This is a genomic window from Nocardioides sp. Root151, assembly GCF_001427925.1.
GTDB lineage: Bacteria > Actinomycetota > Actinomycetes > Propionibacteriales > Nocardioidaceae > Nocardioides.
Map to the genome: position 1 here is coordinate 1,068,896 of NZ_LMGG01000004.1, position 21,078 is coordinate 1,089,973.

The window sequence follows — 21,078 nt, forward strand, 5'->3', positions numbered from 1 at the left end:
CCGCCCTTCAGGACCTGTTCAGTGCAACGGCTTCGCGGACCAGCTCGGCGAACGCGTCCTCGTCGAGCTGGTCACCCTCGCGGAGGTCGATCGCACGCCGGGTGCCGGCGTCGAGGCTGGCGTTGAACAGCCCGGTCGGGTCGTCGAGAGCGGCGCCCTTGGCGAAGGTCAGCTTCACCTTGTCCTTGTAGGTCTCGACCGTGCAGATCAGTCCGGACGACGAGAACGTGGGGACGCCGTCGGGGTTGGAGGCCTTGCGCCACTTGGCCTCCTCCTCGACGTCGGGCTCCGCCGTCACGATGAGTGACCGCACCTTCTCGACCGTGTCGGATCGCCAGTCTGTGCTCATGCTCGCGAGTCTAGCCACGCTCGGGCGGCCCAGGACCCCGGGGCGATCACCAGCTGGCGGGCCGGGCTGGTCACTTGATGAAGCCCTCGTCCTTGAGCCAGTCGTAGGCCACGTCGACCGGCTCCTGTCCGTCGACGTCGACCTTCGCGTTGAGCTTGAGCAGGACCTCGTTGGTGAGCTTCTCGGTGATCGGGGCGAACAGCTTCTCGATCTGCGGGTACTCCTTGAGCAGGTCGTCATCGACCACCAGGGAGACGTTGTACTTCGGGAAGTACTCCTTGTCGTCCTTGAGCACCGTCAGGTCGAGCGCCACGATGCGGCCGTCGGTGGTGAACACCTCACCGAAGTTGCACTCGCCCTTCGCGGTCGCGCTGTAGACCGCGCCGGTCTGGTAGGTCTTGAGGTTCTTCTCGGGAACCCCGTTGCCCTGGCCCTGCGGGATGCCGTACGTCTTGAGCATTCCCGGCAGCCCGTCGGGCCGGTTGGTGAACTCCGACTCCACGCAGAACGTGCGGTCCTTGAACGGGACGTCCTTGATCTCGGAGAGCTTGGTGATGCCGAACCGCTTGCTGACCGCCTGGGTGATCGCGAAGCCGTAGGTGTTGTTCATCGGCGCCGGGGGCAGCCAGACCAGGTCGTTCGTCTTCAGGTCCTCGTCGCGGACCGCGACGTACTGCTTCTGCTCGTCGGGGATCGGCTTGGTGTGACCGAGGTAGGTGATCCAGCCGGTGCCGGTGTACTCCCACATCGCGTCGATCTGGCCCTCGAGCTGCGCCTGCCGGGCGGCGGCGCTGCCGGGGATGTTGGTCAGGTCGGTCACGTCGGCGCCGGCCGAGGCCAGCAGGGTGACTGCCATCTTGCCGAGGATGATGTTCTCGCTGAAGTTCTTGGACCCGATCGAGATGTCCAGCCCGTCGAGGGGCTTCACGTCGGCCACCGGGCCGGCCAGATCGCCCTTGCGAATAGGGCCGGCCGCCGTGCCCAGGAAGCAGCTGCTCAGCAGCAGGGACATCGCCGACATGGTGCTGACCAGGGCGAGCAGGGAACGGCGACGGCGCAGCGCGTCGTACATGTCAGATCCCCTTCGGTCGGGTGAGCAGCTCCAGGACGCGGCCCAGCCACTCGATCAGCAGGGCCAGCAGCGCGATCAGGACGGCGCCGGTCACCATCAGTGAGAACTTGAACAGGGAGATGCCCGTCTGCAGGATCTCGCCCAGGCCGCCCGCGTCGATGAAGCAGGCCAGCGACGCGGTGCCGGCGATCAGCACCAGCGACGTGCGTACGCCGGCCATGATCACCGGGACCGACAGTGGCAGCTCGATCTTGAACAGCGTCATCACGCCGGTCATGCCGATGCCGCGACCGGCCTCGACAAGCGTGGGGTCGACCCCCTGGATGCCGACGATGGTGTTGCGCAGCACCGGCAGGATCCCGTAGAGGCTGAGCGCGAAGATCGCCGTCCAGAAGCCACCGTCAAGCCAGAGGAAGAGCAGCACGATCAGTCCCACGGAGGGTGCCGCCTGGCCGGCGTTGGCGATGCCGACGACGACCGGCGCCAGGACCCGGAGGCCACCGCGGGTCAGCATGATGCCCAGCGGTACGGCGATCGCCACGACGATGATCGCGGAGACGACGGTGAGCAGGACGTGCTCCCAGATCAACCCCTGCAGCAACGGGCCGTCGTACCAGCTGGCCGGGTTCCAGCTCGGGAAGGGGGCGTGCCAGTCGGCCGGGTTCCAGCTCGGGAACACCTCGTGGAAGTGGCTGTCGAACAGCAGGCTCCAGCGCAGCTGGTTCGCCTCGACCACGTCGAGCTCGGCGGTCTGGCGCCACCACACGAAGCCACCGAAGACCGCGGCCACCAGGATCGGCGGAAAGGTCAGCATGATGACCATCTCGCGGGTGATCACCCGCGCGCCACGCTTGCCGGTCGGCTCGTGGCCCTCGGGGACCGGCTCGTCGAGAACGGCAGGGCTGGGCTCAGCCATGGCTGCCTTCCTGCTGCTCCGTCACTGTCTGTGCCTGATCCTGCTGTGCCAGCTCGACATGCTCCGCCGCCTCCCGTTCGGCCTGGCGCATGTGGTCGGTGACCGTCTCGAAGTCGAGGACGCCGAGGTAGCGGTCACGGTCGCCGGTGACGATCACCTTCGAGTGTGTCGAGGTGAGCATCGTGTCGAGCGCGTCGTTGAGGGTGGCCGCGTGGTCGATGGTCAGCAGGTTCTCGCGGGGTTCGCCGCGCACCGTCGGGTTGTGGCGCATCTGCCTCAGCCAGGGCCACGCGACCGGGCGCTCCCGGTCGTCGAGCACGACCACGGTCTCGTCCCCCGCCGCCTCAGCCTTCTGCACCACGGGTCGGGTGTCCTCGCCCACCCGCGCGGTGGTCGGCTGGTTCAGGTCGAGGGCCCTGACCCGGGTCAGCGAGAGCTGCTTGAGGGTCGATCCGGCTCCGACGAAGTCGGCCACGAAGTCGTTGGCGGGAGCGGCGAGGATGTTCTCGGGGGTGTCGTACTGCGCGATGTGCGCGCCCTCCTGGAGGATCAGGATGCGGTCGCCCAGCTTGATCGCCTCGTCGATGTCGTGGGTGACACAGACGATGGTCTTGCCGAGCTCGCGCTGGATGCTGATCAGCTCGTCCTGGAGCCGCTGCCGGGTGATCGGGTCGACCGCACCGAACGGCTCGTCCATCAGGATCACCGGCGGGTCCGCGGCCAGGCCCCGGGCGACGCCCACGCGCTGCTGCTGGCCACCCGAGAGCTCGCGGGGATAGCGGTCGCGGTAGCGATCGGGGTCGAGGCCGACCAGGTCGAGAAGCTCGTCGACCCGGGCACTGATCCTGGCGGAGTCCCAGTCGAGCATCTTCGGGACGACGCCGACGTTGGTGGCCACCGTCATGTGCGGGAAGAGGCTGCCGCCCTGGATGACGTAGCCGATCTTGCGGCGCAGGCTGGTCGCGCTGTCCGCCTTGATGTCCTGGCCGTCGATCAGGATCGTGCCGGCGGTCGGCTCGATCAGCCGGTTGATCATCTTCAGGGACGTGGTCTTGCCACAGCCCGAGGGCCCGACGAACGTGACGATCTCTCCGGCCGGAACGGTCAGCGAGAGCGACTCGACGGCCGGAACCTTCTGGCCGGGGTAGCGCTTCATCACGCCCTCGAGGCGGAGTTCCGCTCCACTGATCGCCCGCTCGTTGTCGGCGGCGCCGGTCTGGGTCATGCGCGGATTCCCTTCGAGATGGTGATGCGTCCGAGCAGGAGCATCAGCAGGTCGGCGATGAGGGCGACGATCACGATGCCGACCGTGCCGACCAAGGCGTAGCGGACGGCGTTCTCGTTCCCGGCCTGCGAGAGGCCGGTGAAGATGTAGCCCCCGAGCCCGGGGCCGAGCACATAGGCCGCGATGGCGGCGATCCCCATGGACATCTGCACCGAGGTGCGGACACCGGCGTGGATCACCGGCCAGGCCAGCGGAAGTCGCACCCGCATCAGGATGCCGACCTCGGTCATGCCCATGCCCTTGGCCGACTCGAGCAGGGTGGCGTCGACCTGGCTGAACCCGACCACCGCGTTGCGCAGGATCGGAAGCATCGCGTAGAAGGCGACGCAGATGAAGGCCGTCGTCGCGCCGATCTTCGTCACCGGGAGGAGCAGGCCCACCAACGCGAAGGACGGGATGGTCAATCCGATCGCGGACAGCGTGTTGGCCACCGACTCGAGCATCCGGAACTTGTTGACGACCACGGCCAGCAGGATGGCCACGACGGTCGCGACCAGCACGGCCTGGAAGACGAGGTTCGCGTGCTGCAACGCGTTGTAGAGGATGAGGTCCCAGCGGTCCTTCACGAAGTCCCACATGCCTGCGAATCACCCCGGTTGCATCGAATTTGACCTTCTCAACACAAGCACAGATGCTGCTCGATCGCGTTCTGTCGGCGTGTCGCGGCGCGCTCGTGAAGGTCCGGCGGTACCCGACAGTCGCCGGTTCAGTCGCCTCCGGCCCCAGTCCGTGGCCCTCACGAACCCGGCATGCCGGTCAGTGGCGCGGCCGCCTCCGTGACCGCGCCGATCACCTGCGACGCGCGACCGATCCAGACCGTGCCGTGGTCGGTGCGCAGTGCCGCGCGCCCAAGATGCAGGTCGAAGATGCCGATCCGCAGGCTGCTCCCGTCGCTGGCGAGGACGACCTGGCCGCGGCGCGGCGTACGGCACGGGGACAGCAGGAGCTCCGTGCCGGCCGGCCAGCCCAGGGAGGCAAGCGCGTCGTCGACCATGAGGTGACGGATGGCTCCGTCGTCCCGGCCCTTGGCCGAGGTCGTCGAGGCGGACGCCGGTGCCGTCGGTGGCGGGTCGAACGGCAGGAACGCCTGTTCGTCGCACCTCGACTCCGAACGCATGTTCGAAGCGTACTGGACGGTCGTCCTCGCCGACGGCACCGCACCTCGGGGTCGGGTGGTTCGAAGCGGCGCTGGCTCGCCTCCTCGACCAACGAGGGTGTGGCGCGCCTCAACCAGCGGGAGTCTGCTCCGCGTCGGTGATCGGAGTGATCCACGACTGGTAGGTCGTGGTGCTCTTGGTGATCGCCAGCAGCTCGTCCATGTGCGGTTCGAGACCGGTGACCTTGTCGAGGGGCACACCGATGATCAGCTGGAAGCCGAGGCCCTTCCACGCCTGGACGGCGCGGCCGGCGAACTCGGAGTCGGCCTTCACGAAGCCCTCGTCGAGGAAGACCGGCGCGAACCGGGGCCGGGAGCGCATCTCGTCGCCGAGCCGGAACCGCAGCGCCGAGCCGACGATGAACGCGACCAGCTCCTGGCTCTCGCCGCCGCTCTTCTCCCCCAGCGTGCGGTACGTCGCCCGCAGCTCGCCGGTGTGGTGGTCATAGCGCTCGGCGCTGATCTCCACGTGCCGGCGTACGTCGAGCAGGCGGTCGCGATCGGTGACCGGATCGCCACCCGGGACCGGCCTGCGCAGCTGGCGCATGAACCGGCTCAGGTCGAGGAACCGCTTCTCGAGGTCGGCCTCGTCAGGCTCGGCCGTCACACCGGAGGAGAGCGTGCGGAGGTCCTTCATGAAGACCTGCACGTGGGCGGGTGAGAGCCGCCGCAGTCGGATGCGCAGTCGGTCGCCGGACGCCCCGAACTCGAGCCGCCGCAGGATCGCGTTGATCGGCTCGAGCCGGTCCTCGATCTCTTCGATGGAGGCGGCCATCGCGCCCACGAGCGGCACGAGGTCCTGGCCACTCCACTCGGTGAGGCGGCGGCGCCACTCGGTGCGCCGTTGGGCCAGGCCGGTGCCGCGGATGTCGTCGAGGATGCGGGCGTAGTCGGCGTACGAGTCGGGGGTCGCCGCGAGGTTCGGCGACTCCCACTTGAGCTTGTACATCCGGAAGATCGCACCGAGCTCGTCGTCGACCCGGTTGATCTCGGTCTCGGTCTCCCCCACCGCGTCGCGCAGTCGCTCGGCCAACCGCTGCGACGTGACCGGGAAGCGGTCGAGGTCGTCGGGGTCGTCGGGCGTCGCGGCCGCGGCGAAGTCGGCGGCCAACGCCGCGTCCTGCTCCTCGGTGAGCGTCACCGTGCCGTTGCGGTCCATCACCTCGAGGCGGTCGTTGACCAGGTCTTCGGAGTCGACCAGCTCGGCATGCTCCGCGGCCAGGCGCTTGTGGCGCTCCTCGAGCACGAACCGCTTCTTGCGGGCCTGCTCCAGTCGGTCGGACAGGTCGTCGATCTGGCCCTGGAGCACGTGCAGCTTGTCGTCGGCGCGCAGGATCTCGGCTCGCCGATGACCGAGCTCGGCAATGCGCTCGTCGCTGCCCGCGACGTCGATGTCGTCGAAGCGCGCCGCGCGGATCGTGTCGTAGGCCGTGCGGACCTGCTCCAGCACGCGGCCCTGGCGGTCGAGCTCGGCCACGTCGGCGTCGAAGGCCTGCAGCTTCTCCTCGAGGGCGGCGAGCTCGGAGTCGATCTCGGAGAGCGCGTCCTCGTTGGAGAAACCGATGATGTTGCGGGTGTCGGCGCGTCCGTGGGCACCGCGACGACCGTTGCGGGTCTGGCCGGCGAGAGTCACCCGGAAGCCGCCACCGGCGAGGCCGTCGGCGGTCTCGACGCACAGGGCGTTGCGCGACGGCTCACCGAGGTGGGCCTGCACCCAGCCGGAGAACGGCGAGTCCTTGAAGAGCAGCTTGCCGGCGACGCGCTCGGGGTCGGCCGGACCGGTGTCGGGCAGGTCGAGCTCGACGCCCTCGAAGGTCAGCCGGCCACGCAGCCGGAGCCCGTCGATGGCCGAGGAGAAGTCCTTGAGCCGGTCGATCGGCACCAGCATGAGGCGGGCGGTGCCGCCGAGGACGGTCTCGACCGCGGTGCGCCACCGCGACTCGTCGGGGGCGACGTCGACCAGCTCGGCCACGAACGGGAGCTCGTCGATGCCGAGCCCGCTGGCCAGGGCCACCTCTTCACGCATCTCATGCATGCGGGACGGCATGCGGCCGGCCCGACTCTGCAGCGAGGCACGCTCCTCGCGCAGCTCGGCCTGCCGCTGCTTGACCGGGAAGAGTCCGTCGCGGGCGATGTCACGCTCACGCTTGAGGCTGGCCGCCTGGTCCTGCCAGCCGGCCAGCCACTCACGGGCCTGCTGCTGCAGGGCGCCGAAGCCGGCATCGGACTCGAGCGCGGTCTCGACGCTGACTGCATGCGGGTCGGCCACGTCGACCAGCGGCAGCAGGCGCTCCTGCAACACGGCGCGCCGGCCGGCGCGGTCGTCGCGGACCACCTGCTCCTGCTCGATCGACAGGGCGAGGTTCTGGAGCGTGGTTCCACCGGCGGCGCGGTGGGAGTCCTTGGCGTTCTCGAGGTCGGCGACCAGGGCGGCCTCGGCCGACGACGTCTGGGACAGGTCGTCCGCGTTCGTCGTACGCGCGTCGCGGTTGGCGGCGACTGCCGCCTCGAGCAGGCGATGGTGAGTGCGCAGGAGCCACAGTCGCAGCGGGGTGTCGCCGCCGAGGGTGACGCCGTAGGAGTCTAGCTGGGACTGGCGCCGGGTGGCCGCGACCTTGCGCGCGTGCAGCTCGGTGATCGGGCCGAGGAGGTCGAGCTTCTCCTCTTCGGTGCGCATCGCGGAGTACGCCGCGTCGAGGTCGTCGAAGTGCTCGATGGCGCGGTCCGCGGCGGCGTACGTCGCGGGACGCTCGAGCACCATCTCCTTGTAGAGCTCGTCGACGCTGCGCACCTGGTTGCCGGCCTGGATGCGTGAGAGCAGGCGCAGTGCCTTGGCACCATCGCCGTTCGCGCCGATGCCGAGGCGGGCGTGCAGGACGGCGGAGAACTCGGCGTAGGTGCGGTGCACGCGAATGCCGGGGAGGAGCTTCTTCAAGGTGTTGGCGTGGAAGCGCTCGGGGACGGCGACCTCGAGGGTGTCGAGGGTGAGCGCCCCCTCGTGGGTGGCCAGCTGCATCTGCACGTCGCTCGACCGGGTGGCGCGACGCGGCACGTAGTAGGTGCGCAGCGCGGTGAACCGGCCGCCCTGGTCGTTGACGAACGTCATCGCGACCGCACCCCAGGTGTCGGCGCCCTTGCCGCGCAGCAGCTTCTCGACCGGTCGGCCGGTCCTGGGGTCGTCGATCACGTCGACGGCGCCACGAAGGTAGGAGAGCAGGTTGCGCTGGCCGACACCGCGGGCGCGCCCGCTGACCGCGTCGTTGGAGGCGCCGTTGAACTTGGTGTCGGAGGGCATCATCAACGCGGTGTAGGCGTCGAGGATCGTGCTCTTCCCGACGCCGGAGGCCCCGGAGATCATCGTGGTGTCACCGCGCAGCGGCACCGTCGTCAGGCCGCCGAAGCCTCCCCAGTTGACCAGCTGGAGAAGGGCCGCCCGCCACTGGACGGTGTCGTCGGCCGGGGTGTCGACCACCTGTCGGGCGAAGAGCCCGTCGGAGGCCTCGTCGACCTCGTCGCCGCCGAGCTCGTGCTCGTTGATCTGGTCGGTGCTCATGCGTCGCGCTCCTCGTCGGCGTCGGCCCCGTCCTTGTCGGCACGGTCCTTGCCGGCACCGTCTGTGTCAGCACCGTCCTCGTCGAAGAGGTCGGCGGGCTCCTCGGGTTCTGGGGTGGTGTCGTTGGCGGAGCGGAGCGCGGACAGGAGCTCCTGGAGCAGCTCAAGCGGGAGCAGCGGCTCCACCGCCTCGCTGATCTCGAACCGTTCGTCACCGGTGGCACCGATCAGGAGACCGGACTTCACGACGCTCTGGACGGCGTTCTGGGCGCGCTTGGTGTCGCCCGACTCGTCCGTGGCGTGCGCGGGTCGGAAGCTGGCCACGTGGTCGAGGATGTCGTCGCGGTCGACGAAGACCCGGGTGTCGCCACTGGCCAGCCCGGCGCGCAGCCGGTCGCGCACGTGCACCAGCACCAGCGTCTCCTCGCGCGACCAGCCGGTGTCGTGGAGCAGGGTCGGGAACCGGCCGCCGGTCTCGGGGACGGCCTGGCGCTTCCAGGCGACCTCGCGCTCGCGGTCAACCATCAGGTCGAGGAACACGTCGTTGAGGCGTGAGCGGAGCACCCGCTCGTGCTCGACCAGCACCTGCCAGTCACGTGGGTGGGTGCGAGCGCTGATGAACCGCTGCTTGAGCAGCACGACGAGGGCCTGGCGTTGGGAGTGCTCGAGACCGCCTTCGTCGCCCTCGAAGAGCGAGACCGAGTCGTCGTACGCCGGGTCGTGCTCGAGGGCGTCGTCCGGTTCGAGCGCGTCTTCCGGCTCCGGCCGGTTGAGGTCGACGTCGGTGCTCATGCGGGGGTCTCACTGTTCTGCTGGGTGCGGCTCTGCTGGGTGCGGTGTGCGTCGAGGTCGGGGTCGGGCAGCGGCATCCGCGGCACGGCGAAGGTTCGTCGCGACCCGTCGTGGCGGACCGTGGCCCAGGTCTCGACGACGTCGTCGGTGGTCCAGCCGCGGTCGGCGGCCAGGTGGAGCAGTCCGTAGATCTCCACCGGTCGGCGCAACGAGGGCTCGAGCCGGTCGAAGACCTCGCCGAGAGTGGCGGCGGGCAGCAGGTCGGAGAGTGCGTCGTCGAGGCGCTGCCGCAGCGACGGCAGCTGCGGCCCGCCCTGGGCCATCAGCTCGGCCAGCGACGGCGACCTCGCGTCGTCGGGGTCGACCGGCTCGATCGGGTCGGGCAGCCGGTCGTCGGCCGGGTCGTGGAAGCGCTCGCGAAGGTGGTCGATGCCGGCGCGCAACGGCAGCAGTGGCACGTCGTGGGTGGCCCGCGGGCCGGTGGTGGCCATCCAGGTCATCAGCTCGGACTCCACCTGGCGCAGCGTCTGCTCGAGCTCGCGGTCACGGGCGGCGTCGTGGGAGACGATGTATTCCTTGAGCGTCGCGGTCACCCTCGACCGCTGGGTGAGCACCCGGTCGAGCCCGTCGCGGACCAGCTTGACGGTGCCGCGCAGCTCGGCCCGGTCGGACTCGGCGAGGATCCGGTCGGAGATCGGGTGCTCAAGCAGCGCGGTGAGGTCTTCGCGGAGCTGGGCGACCAGGGCGTCGTCGCGGAGCAGCCCGAAGGCGCCCTCGAAGGCCCGGCCCTCGTGGGTCGCGGTCATCAGCGCGTCGGCGCGGGCCAGGTAGTCGTCGATCACGTCGCCGGGTGGACGGTCCTCGGCGCGGAAGGCGGCCAGGATCTCGGCACGGATGCCGGCGAACCGCTCCTCGACCCGGGCGAAGTCGCTCGGCAGCGCGGAGATCAACGACTGGAGCTCGGTGAACCCCTCGAGCATGTAGTCCTCGGTGGCGCTGACCATCTCTGCGCCGTCGACGAGCCGGTCGCGCTCGGCGCTGAGCCTGGCAATCTCCTCGTTGAGCAGGGAGACCCGCGCGGTGCGATCGGGGTTGGCCTCGGCGTTGAACCGCCGGACCGTGCCGAGGATGGTGGCGATGCGATGCTCGCTCAGCGTGGCCCGGTCGCGGGCCAGGCCCTTGACCAGCTCGAGTGCCTGCTGCGCGTGGGAGGTGAGCGTGTAGACCTCGTGACCGCGTTCGTCGAGCGCGCGCACCAGCCACTGACCGCGCATCCACTTCTGGCAGAGGTCGCGTCCGCTCCCCTCGGGCACCAGGGACTCGCCGGTCAGGCGGATCTGGGCGAGGTGCTCCTCGACCTGGGCATGCAGGCGGGCGGTGGGGATCGGCTTGTTGTTGCGTCCGAACGCGGCCCGGAAGATCGTGATCACCACGGGCGCCTGGCGCTGGTGGAGCAGGGTCAGGGTGGGCTGGTCGAACGCCCCCTTGACCCGCGCCAGCTCACCGGCGATCTCGCTCATCCCCACACCTCCAGACTGCGTTCGTCGTACCGACCGGAGCGCAAGCATTCCAGAGGGGTCCGACGGTCCGGCCTCCAGGGAGCGTGGGCCCGTCTCGTGGATACGTGGAACGGGGTCACTCGACCCCGGGGACGATCCGCACCTCGCGTCGCACGCCACCGTCGAGCGCCGCCAAGGCTGCCTGGTACGCCGGGCTGTCGTGCGCCGCCACCGCCTGCTCGACCGAGTCGAAGCGGATGATCACCACACGGCCCTCTCGTGCGTCCTCCCAGGTGTGCGCGGACTGGTCCCGGGCCAGGTACGTGCCGCCGGCCTCGGTCAGGACGGGCCCGGCGATCTCGGCATACGCGGCCATCTTCGCGGGGTCGAGGATCTCGTTGTAGGTGCTGATCCAGTAGGCAGTCATGGATCCATCCTCCTGCACCGCGACACCACCGTCGACGCGGCCCACCCCATTCAGGGCACGACCGAACCATCCAGGTTCTAGGTGTCCCTGAGGAACGAGAGCATCCGCTCTGCGGGCGGAGCCAGCGCGTGGTCGGTGCGCCAGGTCAGGCCGACCGTGCGCCGGGCGAGCGGCGAGCGCAGCGCCAGGCTGATCGTTCCGTTCACGCCGGCGAGCTGCTCGGGCAGGATCGCGACGCCCAGGCCGGCCGCCACCAGCCCCTCGATGGTGGCCAGGTCGGCACTCTCGAAGGAGATCCGCAGCGCCACCCCGTCCTCGGCCATCAGCTGCTGCACCACCGCCCGGTAGCCGAAGCCGACCGGAGTGGTGATGAGCTCGTCGCCGGCCAGGTCCCGGAGCGTGATCCGCTTGCGGTCGCGGAGTCGATGCGTGGGTGGCACGACGGCCACCAACCGCTCGTGCTGCAGCGTCAGCCAACCGAACGGTCCCGCGGGCTGGATGGTGGTGACCCCCAGCTCGGCCTCGCCCGTGGTCAGGTCGCGCATGATGTCGTGGTGCGGCTCCTGGGCCAGCAGCACCTTGGTCCGCGGCGCGTGGGCGTGGAAGGCGCGCAGCATCTGGGGCACCAACGAGGTGGCCATCGAGTCGAGGAAGGCCAGCCGCACGACACCCGCCTCGGGATCGAGTCGGGTGTCGAGGTCGCTGCGCAGCTGGGCGTGACGGTCGACGATGTCGCGGGCCGCCGCCACCACGAGGTCCCCCGTCGGGTTGAGTTGTACGCCAGCGGGAACGCGTTCGAACAGGCGCGCACCGAGCTCGTCCTCGAGCCGGGTCAGTGACCGGGAGAGCGTCGGCTGGCTGACGCCCAGGATCGCAGCGGTGTCCGTGACGTGACCGTGCTCGGCCAGGGTGAGCAGCCATTCGAGGTCTCGGATCAGCACACCCAACATCATACGTGTTGCGTATGGAATGCTTCCAATTTCGGCATTGTACGTATCACCATTGGAGGCGGATCCTTGTGAAACGTGAGCACCACCCTGACCACTCGTCCCACCTCCGACTCCGGACACGCACCGGGCAGCCCGGGCTACCGCCGAATCATGATCTCGATGTTCGCGGCCGGCAACGCCACCTTCGTCCTGCTCTATGCCACACAGTCACTCCTGCCGGCCTTCGTCGACGAGTTCGGCGTCTCCCCCACGCGCAGCACGCTCACCGTCTCACTGACCACCGCCTCGCTGGCCGTGGCACTGCTGATCGCCGGCCCACTCTCCGAGGTGGTCGGACGAACCCGACTGATCCACATCTCGATGTGGGCCTCCGTCGTCGTCGGGCTCGCCTGCGCCCTGGCCCCCACCTGGGAGACCCTGCTCGCCCTGCGCATGCTGGCCGGCTTCGCCCTCGCCGGGCTGCCTGCGGTCGCGACGGCGTACCTGCGCGAGGAGCTGCACCGCTCCGCCCAGGCCGGCGCCGTCGGGTTGTACGTCGGAGGCACCGCCCTGGGTGGGATGGCAGGTCGACTCGTCACCGCACCGGTCGCGGACGTGGCCGGCTGGCGGTGGGCACTGGCCAGCGCCGCCTTGTTCGCACTCGTCTGCGCCGTGCTGGTCGCCGTCCTGCTGCCGTCGTCACGCCAGTTCACGCCCGCCACCCGGGGCCGCGGCAACCTGGCCCGGGCCACGCGCGGAGTCCTCGACGACCGTGCACTCCTGGCGCTCTACGCCCTCGCTGCCTGCCTGATCGGCAGCTACGTCTCGGTGTTCAACGCGATCGGCTTCAGGTTCACGGCGGCTCCCTACGGCCTGTCACTGGGTGCGATCAGCCTGATCTACCTGGTCAATCCGCTCGGCTCGGTCAGCTCGATCGTCTCCGGGCGCTTCGCCAACCGGATCGACCGCCGGCGCATCATCCCCCTCGGCTGCGCCGTGGCGCTGGCCGGTGTCCTGCTCACCCTGAGCGGATCGTTGCCGGTGATCGTCCTCGGCATCGCCCTGCTGTCGATCGGCTTCTTCAGCATGCACGGCCTGGCCAGTGGCTGGGTGACCGTGCGCGCGCACGCGCTGGGGGCCAGCACCGGCCAGGCCGCGTCATTCTACCTGTTCTCCTACTACGTGGGGTCCTCCGTGTTCGGCAACCTCGGCAGCACCGCCTGGACGCACGCGGGCTGGACCGGCGTCGTGGCGCTGAGCGGCGGCCTCCTCACCCTGACCGCACTGTTGATCGTGGTGCTACGCGGCACTCGAGCGCCCGCGGCGCCCTCGGCGCCCGCCTCACCCGCCTCACCCCGGGCCAACGCCTCGAGCGACGAGCCGACCGCGCTCGTGGCCTAGCTCGGACCGGGAAGCCGATCCCCCCACCTGCGCTCGCAGACCCACCTGCCGCGGTTGAATGAACGTCTGTTCAAGCTGAACCTTGAACAAACGTTCATTCACCGCGCAACAAGGCGGCAGGGCGGGCGGGGTTGCTGACGCACCGCCGCAGCAGACCTGCGGTTCGTCAGGCGGCGACCAGCTCGTCGTCCTCGCGCCACACCTCACCACGACGCGATGCGGCGTACGCCGACTCGTCGAGGATGCCCTCACGCTTGGCCACCAGCGTCGGCACGAGTGCCTGACCGGCAACGTTGGTCGCCGTACGACCCATGTCGAGGATCGGGTCGATGGCCAGCAGCAGGCCGACCCCCTCGAGCGGGAGACCGAGCGTCGACAGGGTGAGCGTCAGCATGACGGTCGCTCCGGTGACACCGGCGGTGGCGGCCGAGCCGATCACGGAGACGAACACGATCAGCAGGTAGTCGGTGAGGGCCAGGTCGACGCCGAAGAACTGCGCGACGAAGATCGCCGAGATCGCCGGGTAGATCGAGGCGCAGCCGTCCATCTTGGTGGTCGCGCCGAGCGGCACGGCGAACGAGGCGTACGCCGAGGGCACCCCCAGGTTGCGCTCGGTCACGGACTGGGTGACCGGCATGGTGCCCACCGAGGAGCGCGACACGAAGGCCAGCTGGATCGCCGGCCAGGCGCCGGAGAAGAACTGCCTGATGGAGAGCCCGTTGGCCCGCAACAGCACCGGGTAGACCACGAACATCACCAGCGCGAGGCCGAGGTAGATCGCACCGGCGAACGTGCCCAGTGAGCCGAGGGCGTCCCAGCCGTAAGACGCGACCGCGTTGCCGAGCAGGCCGACCGTGGCGATCGGGGCCAGCAGGATGATCCACCACAGCACCTTCTGCACGATGGACAGGGCCGAGCGCACCACCGTCAGGAACGGGTCGGCAGCCTCGCCCACCTTGAGCGTGGCGATGCCGACCGCGATCGCGACGACGAGGATCTGCAGCACGTTGAAGGACAGCCCGATCGAGCCGTCGCCGTTCGCGCTGGCCTCGAGGCCGAGCACGTTGGCCGGGACCAGGCCGGTGAGGAAGTCCAACCACGAGCCGGTGCTGCCCGGGGCCTCGGCGGCCGCCTTGGAGACGCTGGTGTGGTTGCCGGGCTCGAGCACCAGCCCGAGCACGATGCCGATCGACACCGCGATGAGGGCGGTGATCGCGAACCAGACCAGCGTCTTCCACGCCAGCCTGGCCGCGCCGGTGACCTCACGCAGGTTGGCGATCGAGGCGACGATGGCCAGGAATACCAGCGGCGGGACCACTGCCCGGAGCAGCGTCACGAACGTGCTGCCGACGGTGGTCAGGGTCTCGGTCAGCCAGTTCGGGTCGACCTCGCCGGTCGCCGAGTCGACGCCGTCGGCGCCCATCGAGCGGGCCACCAGGCCAAGGACGACGCCGAGCGCCAGGCCGATCAGGACCTGGACACCGAAGGAGGGAAGCCAGCTGCGCCGCTTCGTGGGGGTTGTGGTTGCTGCGGAGGAACTCATGCGGGAGGGGCCTTTCACTGCAGCCGTACGACGCGCCACCGGGCGCGTCGACAGCGGAGGAGAGTCGGGTGGGAGGGCAGACGGATGCGGGGCCGGACCACGGGCCCAATCACGGGGCCAATCACGGGGGCCGGCTCGGCCGGATCGGTCAGCGACAGCTGCAGAGCTGCAGACGCACGAGGTCGACGACGAGGCGACGGGTCAACAGGTCGCCTTCGCCGGTCGGTTCACTTCGCACAGTCGGGCAACCCCGCACCACGGCCCGGCATTCCCGGCGCGTGGTGTGGTGCGGGCCTCACCGGCCACCCACGCCAACACTTAGCCATTGCGATAAGTGTTGGCACGGCGTAACTTAGCCCCATGGCTCAGCATGCGATTGCCCTCGATTCGGTGTTCCACGCGCTCTCGGACCCCACCCGACGCGCGGTCCTCAGCCGCCTGGGGGCGGGCCCGGCCAGCATCAGCGACCTGGCCGCTCCGTTCGACATGGCCCTCCCCTCGTTCATGAAGCACATCCGACACCTCGAACGGACGGGCTGGATCAGCACCCGCAAGGCGGGGCGGGTGCGCACGTGCACCCTCGAGACCGGCCAGTTCGACCTGGTCGAGGGCTGGCTCGAGGAGCAGCGCCAGGTGTGGGAGGGCCGCACCGATCGTCTCGAGCAGTTCGTCACCGGCCGCACAAGCAATGCCCACAAGAACGCCGCCCACATCAACAGGAAGGCCGACTCATGACGCACGACCGCCCCGACCTCGACCTCACCGTCACTCGCATCATCGCCGCACCCCGCGACGCCGTCTGGAACGCGTGGACCGATCCGGCGCTCCTCGCACAGTGGTGGGTTCCGGCGCCCAGCTCGTGTCGCGTCGCCGAGCTCGACCTGCGACCCGGTGGCGCCTTCCGCACCGAGATCAGCGAGGACGGTACGACCTACGGCCCGCACGTCACGGGTTGCTTCCTCGAGGTGCAGGACCTCGCGCGCCTCGTCTGGACCGACGCACTGGTCGCCGGCTGGCGTCCCGCCCCGGCGTCGTTTGTCACCGCCGTCATCACGATGGCGGACCACCCCGACGGCGGTACGGCGTACGCCGCCACGGCGCGACACCGCGACGCCGCCGACCGCGACAGGCACGAGCAGCTCGGCTTCCACGACGGCTGGGGCGCCGTCACCCAGCAGCTGGCCGCGCTCGTCGAGTCCCGCACCTGATCTCCTGCACGGAACCGGACCATGAAGGACCGGTCCTGGTGCTCGCGTCCGGGCTGATGAGGCCTCCTCTGCTTGGATTGGCGCATGAGAGCGGTGCTGCAACGCGTGTCGTCGGCCTCGGTCAGCGTGGCCGGCGAGGTCGTCGGCGGGCTCGACCGACCCGGGCTCGTCGTGCTGCTCGGGGTGACCCACGACGACGGGCTGGCCGACGTCGAGTGGCTGGCCCGCAAGGTGCGTGACGTCCGGCTCCTGCGCGACGAGCAGTCGGTGGCCGACGCCGGAGCGCCGCTGCTGGTGGTCAGCCAGTTCACGTTGTACGGCGACGCACGCAAGGGCCGCCGTCCCACCTGGTCGGCGGCGGCACCGGGTGCGGTCAGCGAGCCGCTGTATGAGGCGTTCTGCGACGAGCTGCAGCGTCTCGGGTCACCCGTGGCGCGCGGCGTGTTCGGTGCCGACATGGCCGTGTCGCTGGTCAACGACGGGCCGGTCACCCTGATCCTCGACTCACCCTGACGGAGGGAGCACCCATGCAGGAAGACCCCCACGGCCGCCTCGACTGGAGGGCCCTCGACTGGAAGGCACTGACCCTCGCCCCGGCGATGGTCTTCGTGCTGTCCGCGTGCTCGCCGGGTGGTACGTCGGACGACGCCGCGCCCGAGACAACGACCGCGCCATCCGGGTCGCCGACCTCCGCGGCCGATGGCTCCGCTGACACTGCCCAGTCCACCGAGCCCTCCACCCCGAAGGAACCCACGATGACCCGACGTCAGGCCACCGCGCTGCTGGCCCGCGCCACGGCCGACGGAGACCTCGCCACGGTGAAAGAGGCCCTCGCCAACCGCCCGGACCTCGAGTCCCGCAACGACCTCGGCCGCACACCACTCGTGGTCGCGACCAAGTCGAACCGGGTGGCCATCGCCCGGGCACTCCTCCAGGCCGGGGCCGACCCGAACGCCAAGGACGACCTCGAGGACTCCGCGTTCCTCTACGCCGGGGCCGAGGGCCTCGACGAGATCCTCGAGCTCACCCTCGCCCACGGTGCCGACGTGTCGAGCATCAACCGCTACGGCGGCACCGCGCTGATCCCCGCCAGCGAGCACGCGCACGTCGAGACGGTGCGGATCCTGATCGCCGCCGGAGTCCCGGTCAACCACGTGAACAACCTGTCGTGGACGGCACTGCACGAGGCGATCGTGCTCGGCGACGGATCACCGCGACACGTGAAGGTGGTCGAGATGCTCCTGGAGGCCGGCGCCGACCCGGCCATCCCGGACGGCGACGGGGTGCTCCCCCGCCGACTCGCCTCCGACCGGGGTTACCAGGCCATCGTCGACGCCATCGACCGCGCCCGCTGACCCGGCTCCCCCTCGGTCACCGGAGCAACGCGGAACATCAGTCCTGGCAGAGGCCGATGAACCCGCCGAGCTCGAGGACCCCGCGCACGCTGGTGGGCATGAACGACGTGAGTGCCTCGGAGCGGACCAGGATGGCCCGCCACTGCGCCCGGGAGAGGGCGACGTTGAGACGGTTGCGACTGAGCAGGAAGCCCATGCCGCGCGGCACGTCGCCGTGGGACGACGCGGTCATCGACAGGATCGCCACCGGCGCCTCCTGGCCCTGGAACTTGTCGACCGTGCCGACCCGCACCGTGGCCAGCCCTGCCTTGTCGAGTGCCTTGCGGATCGTCACCACCTGGGCGTTGTACGGCGCGACGACGAGGAAGTCGCCACCTGCGAGGGGACGAGGAGCCGCGTCGGGTGCGGAGGTCCACGCGGTGCCGAGCAACGCCTCCACCTGCTCCACGACCGCCAGGGCCTCCTCGGGAGACTCCGTGCGGTTGCCGGTGTGGGCGACGGTCACCACCGAGAGACCCGGCTGCACGTCGTCGAGGTGGCGCTGCGACGGGGCAGCTGCGGAGGCGAGTCGGCCGTCGTACGACAGCTCGGAGACCTTCGCGCACAACGCCGGGTGCATGCGCCAGGACTCCTCCAGGAAGTAGCCGTGGGTGGAGGGAATCGTGTCGTGCCCGTCCATCAACCAGCCCAACGCCGACTCGTCGACGGGCTCGGCGTGGGTGCCCTGGCTGACCTGCGGCAGCTGCTGCGGGTCACCGAGCAGCAGGAGCCGCTTGGCGGAGATCGCCGAGGCGAGGGTCGGTGCGAGCGAGAACTGTCCGGCCTCGTCGACGACCAGAAGGTCGAGGCCCTCACGCTCGACGAGGTTGGCGTTCGCGAAGGTCCAGGCCGTGCCGCCGAGCACGCACCCGCTCTCGGCGTGGTCGGCGAGGAACTTTGCCCGCGGGGGCGCACCACCCTTGAGGTCGGTCCAGGTGGGCGACTCCGCGTCGTTGGAGTTCTTGCCGACCAGGGCAGGGTCGAGTCCCGCGGCCACCACGTTGGCCAGCATGTTCTCCGCGACGGCGTGCGACTGCCCCACCACCCCGATCCGCCAGTGGTGGCGCTCCACGAGCTCCTTGATGACTCGCGACCCGTTCCAGGTCTTGCCCGTGCCCGGCGGCCCCTGGATCGCCACGTAGGAGTCCTGCATGCCGAGCAGCGCCTCGACGACGCGCTCCACGACCGAGCCCTCCTGGGGCAGTCCTCCGGCGAGACGCGGCGTACGCCTGGCCAGCAGGTCGAGCGCGGCGCCGCGCGGCAGGGACCCCGCGCCCGCGGCGTCGGTGGCCACGGACTTGATCGCCGCCTCCAGCGCCTGGGTGCCCGGCGGCGGCCCGGGCGTCAACGCCAGCGGCAGCTCGGCGTACGTCTCGTCGGGCTTGCACGACTCGGTGAGCAGGACGACGCGTGGGTCCGTGTCGACGTACGCCAACGTCTCGGTGCGGGCGAAGCCGTAGCGGGCACCCTCGGGCCGGTTGACGCCCACGGGCGTCGGTGCGGCGTAGATGACGTGGGCCTCCTTCGCCTGCTTGCTGCCCGCAGCCCAGTCGCCGATCAGGCGGACGGTGCGGCGGGGCCGGCTCGAGCGTCCCTCGGGCACGGCCCAGTCGCCGACGACCTCGGCGCTCTCGACGACGAAGACGTCGCGGGTGTGCGACCAGTCGTCGACCGGGTGCTGGAGCCGCTCGAAGTGCCCCCACCAGAACTGCTTGCGCTCGCGCCGGTGGTAGTCGATGGCCGTGGCGAGCATGGCGTGGGCCTGCTGCTCCGGCGTGCGTGCGGCCCGGCTGACCGGCCCGGACTTCGCCATCAACGCGAGGAAAACCGGGTCGTCGTCGGAGGTCTCCTCACCCTCGACGTCGAGTGCCCGCGACACGATCTGGTCGCGAACCCCTGCGTCAACGGCACGAGCGAGCAGCCAGTCGCGCAGCCGCAGCGTCGAGAGGCAGTCGTAGGTGTTGTAGTCCTGTAAGTCGTCGAGCACCGCCTCCGCGCGCAGCGGCTGGGTCGCCCGGAGGTCGCGGAACTCGTGGTAGGCAAGGATCGACGCGTCACCAGCTTGCACGCCGTCGGCACTGCGCAGCTCGTCGCCCATGTAGAGCGGCTCGAGCTTCTTGATGCTGTAGGAGGGCGCCGAGACGCGCACGGACCCGCGGACCGTCGCGTAGAGGTCGACGAAGACCTCCGAGCGCAACAGGTCGTCGAGCTCCTTCTCCCTCGTCTGGTAGCGCATCGCGAGCCGCTTGAGCGCCGAGGTCTCGTAGGGCGCGTAGTGGTAGATGTGCATGTCAGGGTGCTCGGCACGACGCTTCGCGACGAGGTCCATGAACTCGAGGAACGCCTGCTTCTCCTCGGCGGAGCTGTGCGCCCACAACGGGACGTACGCCTCCTGGTCGTCCATGAGGCCCCAGAGGTACTCGAGCCCGGTGCGCGACAGGTCGCCCTCGTCGTAGAGCGGGTCGCCCTCGAAGTCGAAGAACAGGTCGCCGGTCGACGGGGCCGGCAGCAGCGCCAGCGTCTCCGCGGCATCGTCGGTGAGCACCGACTCGACGGGTGCTCCCTCACCGCCGGAGAGCTGCTTCCACTGGAGTGCGGCCTGGGCGTGCAGCTTGTCGAAGGTGCGCTGCGAGAGTGCCGCGGGTTTCGTGGTCGCGCGGGCGAGATCGGCGATCGAGGTGAGTCCTTCGGTCCGCAGCCTGCGGCGCTGCTCCATGCGCAGGCCGGCCACGAGGATCAGGTCGGAGGTCTCTTCGGCGGCATGGATGCACTCCTGGCACCGGCCGCACGCGACGTAGCGGGGGTCGCCCCAGACGACCGACTCTCCCCCGGCCCGGTGCTCACCGAGAAGCGTGCGCAAGCGCTCTCGTCGTTCCTCGAAGACCGGCAGGACGTCGGCCACCGGGAAGTCGACGCGCTCGCCGTTGCCCAGCAACAGGGAGACCGTCGACGACACGGGAAGGTCGAGACGGCGCAGCTGGTCGGCGTACGCCCCGAGCTGGAGAAGCGCACGCGGCTTGGCCTGGCGCGCCAGCTTGGCGTCGCAGACCAGCCAGCCGTCCTCTGCCCGTTCCACGAAGTCGGCGTACCCGAAGAACTCGCCGTCGTGGAAGGCCGCCTGGTGGACCACGGTCGGAGCCGCGCGGAACGCCGCGAGCGTTGCGTCGGCCGCAGCTCCGAGCGCCCTGGCGGTGTAGGGAGCCGCCACGTGCGGCAGCTCGACGAGGCCCCCCGCACTGCGGCGCTGCTCGAGCAACGCCGACTCATGGCGCTCGCCGAGTCGCGCGATGTGCTCCATCAGCGGGTCCTCGGACTGCTCGATGCACTCGGCCCGGCCGAGGGTGTGGTCCAGCGTGCGGAGCACCCCGAACTCGCAGGCCGCGGCGGCGGTCAGGTCTGAGGCACTCCAGTGCAGCTGCCCGTCGATCAGGAACATGGTTCCTCCAGTCCTCGCTCACCCCCAGCCTGACAGGGAGCACCGACAGTGCCGAAACGGCCCGCGCGACTCCGCCAGGCCCCAGGGTTCTCGCAGTCCGCTCGAGAGGAACCGACGCC

18 protein-coding genes are annotated in these 21,078 nt (G+C 70.0%); 5 read left to right on the forward strand and 13 right to left on the reverse strand.

Going from position 1 to position 21,078, the window contains the following annotated elements; all coding sequences use genetic code 11:
- Positions 1-7: 7 nt before the first annotated feature.
- The 11 genes from ASD66_RS13685 to ASD66_RS13735 all read right to left on the reverse strand — a co-directional run bounded on the left by ASD66_RS13685 (position 8) and on the right by ASD66_RS13735 (position 11,989).
- On the reverse strand, positions 8-349 hold the full coding sequence (locus ASD66_RS13685) for a DUF1801 domain-containing protein (RefSeq protein WP_056680275.1): 342 nt from the start codon (positions 347-349) through the stop codon (positions 8-10).
- Between the two features lie 70 nt (positions 350-419).
- Positions 420-1,421, reverse strand: coding sequence for a glycine betaine ABC transporter substrate-binding protein (locus tag ASD66_RS13690; RefSeq protein ID WP_082599489.1), 1,002 nt, complete (start codon positions 1,419-1,421; stop codon positions 420-422).
- A 1-nt stretch (position 1,422) separates the two neighbouring features.
- Positions 1,423-2,337: an ABC transporter permease gene (locus ASD66_RS13695; protein WP_235530088.1), complete on the reverse strand. Its 915-nt coding sequence runs from the start codon at positions 2,335-2,337 to the stop codon at positions 1,423-1,425.
- Positions 2,330-3,562, reverse strand: coding sequence for an ABC transporter ATP-binding protein (locus ASD66_RS13700; protein WP_056891220.1), 1,233 nt, complete (start codon positions 3,560-3,562; stop codon positions 2,330-2,332). The genes ASD66_RS13695 and ASD66_RS13700 overlap by 8 nt, the downstream gene beginning before the upstream one ends.
- Positions 3,559-4,200 carry an ABC transporter permease gene (locus tag ASD66_RS13705; protein ID WP_056891221.1) on the reverse strand — a complete coding sequence of 214 codons (642 nt, stop codon included), beginning with the start codon at positions 4,198-4,200 and terminating at the stop codon, positions 3,559-3,561. The genes ASD66_RS13700 and ASD66_RS13705 overlap by 4 nt, the downstream gene beginning before the upstream one ends.
- 158 nt (positions 4,201-4,358) lie before the next feature.
- Positions 4,359-4,739: a hypothetical protein gene (locus ASD66_RS13710; protein WP_056891222.1), complete on the reverse strand. Its 381-nt coding sequence runs from the start codon at positions 4,737-4,739 to the stop codon at positions 4,359-4,361.
- Between the two features lie 109 nt (positions 4,740-4,848).
- Positions 4,849-8,331 (reverse strand): ATP-binding protein, encoded by a 3,483-nt coding sequence (locus tag ASD66_RS13715; protein ID WP_056891223.1) that lies wholly within the window; start codon positions 8,329-8,331, stop codon positions 4,849-4,851.
- The gene (locus ASD66_RS13720; RefSeq protein WP_056891224.1) at positions 8,328-9,122 is read right to left on the reverse strand and encodes a DUF4194 domain-containing protein; all 795 of its coding nucleotides are present in this window, start codon (positions 9,120-9,122) and stop codon (positions 8,328-8,330) included. Before ASD66_RS13720 ends, ASD66_RS13715 begins: the two co-directional genes overlap by 4 nt.
- Positions 9,119-10,642 (reverse strand): DUF3375 domain-containing protein, encoded by a 1,524-nt coding sequence (locus tag ASD66_RS13725; RefSeq protein WP_056891225.1) that lies wholly within the window; start codon positions 10,640-10,642, stop codon positions 9,119-9,121. Before ASD66_RS13725 ends, ASD66_RS13720 begins: the two co-directional genes overlap by 4 nt.
- Positions 10,643-10,757: 115 nt before the next feature.
- A complete protein-coding gene (locus ASD66_RS13730; protein ID WP_056891470.1) occupies positions 10,758-11,048 on the reverse strand; it encodes a DUF1330 domain-containing protein in 291 nt (96 codons plus the stop codon).
- A gap of 77 nt (positions 11,049-11,125) precedes the next feature.
- Positions 11,126-11,989, reverse strand: coding sequence for a LysR family transcriptional regulator (locus ASD66_RS13735; protein ID WP_056891471.1), 864 nt, complete (start codon positions 11,987-11,989; stop codon positions 11,126-11,128).
- Positions 11,990-12,073: 84 nt separating this feature from the next.
- On the opposite strand from ASD66_RS13735, the gene ASD66_RS13740 reads away from it, so the two are divergent.
- Positions 12,074-13,378, forward strand: a complete 1,305-nt coding sequence (locus tag ASD66_RS13740; protein WP_235530089.1) for an MFS transporter — start codon at positions 12,074-12,076, stop codon at positions 13,376-13,378.
- 166 nt (positions 13,379-13,544) lie between these two features.
- Here the strand turns inward: ASD66_RS13740 and ASD66_RS13745 are convergent, their stop codons facing one another.
- Positions 13,545-14,921, reverse strand: a complete 1,377-nt coding sequence (locus tag ASD66_RS13745) for a dicarboxylate/amino acid:cation symporter (protein ID WP_056680250.1) — start codon at positions 14,919-14,921, stop codon at positions 13,545-13,547.
- 360 nt (positions 14,922-15,281) lie between these two features.
- Between ASD66_RS13745 and ASD66_RS13750 the strand changes: the two genes are divergently transcribed.
- From ASD66_RS13750 to ASD66_RS13765, 4 genes are all read left to right on the forward strand, one after another.
- On the forward strand, positions 15,282-15,656 hold the full coding sequence (locus ASD66_RS13750; RefSeq protein WP_056891226.1) for an ArsR/SmtB family transcription factor: 375 nt from the start codon (positions 15,282-15,284) through the stop codon (positions 15,654-15,656).
- Positions 15,653-16,129 (forward strand): SRPBCC family protein, encoded by a 477-nt coding sequence (locus tag ASD66_RS13755; protein ID WP_056891227.1) that lies wholly within the window; start codon positions 15,653-15,655, stop codon positions 16,127-16,129. Before ASD66_RS13750 ends, ASD66_RS13755 begins: the two co-directional genes overlap by 4 nt.
- 84 nt (positions 16,130-16,213) lie before the next feature.
- Positions 16,214-16,642, forward strand: a complete 429-nt coding sequence (dtd, locus tag ASD66_RS13760) for a D-aminoacyl-tRNA deacylase (RefSeq protein WP_056891228.1) — start codon at positions 16,214-16,216, stop codon at positions 16,640-16,642.
- A gap of 14 nt (positions 16,643-16,656) precedes the next feature.
- Positions 16,657-17,484: an ankyrin repeat domain-containing protein gene (locus tag ASD66_RS13765; RefSeq protein ID WP_200950039.1), complete on the forward strand. Its 828-nt coding sequence runs from the start codon at positions 16,657-16,659 to the stop codon at positions 17,482-17,484.
- Between the two features lie 37 nt (positions 17,485-17,521).
- On the opposite strand, the gene ASD66_RS13770 is transcribed toward ASD66_RS13765, so the two are convergent.
- Positions 17,522-20,959, reverse strand: a complete 3,438-nt coding sequence (locus ASD66_RS13770; RefSeq protein WP_056891229.1) for a TM0106 family RecB-like putative nuclease — start codon at positions 20,957-20,959, stop codon at positions 17,522-17,524.
- Positions 20,960-21,078: the final 119 nt, after the last annotated feature.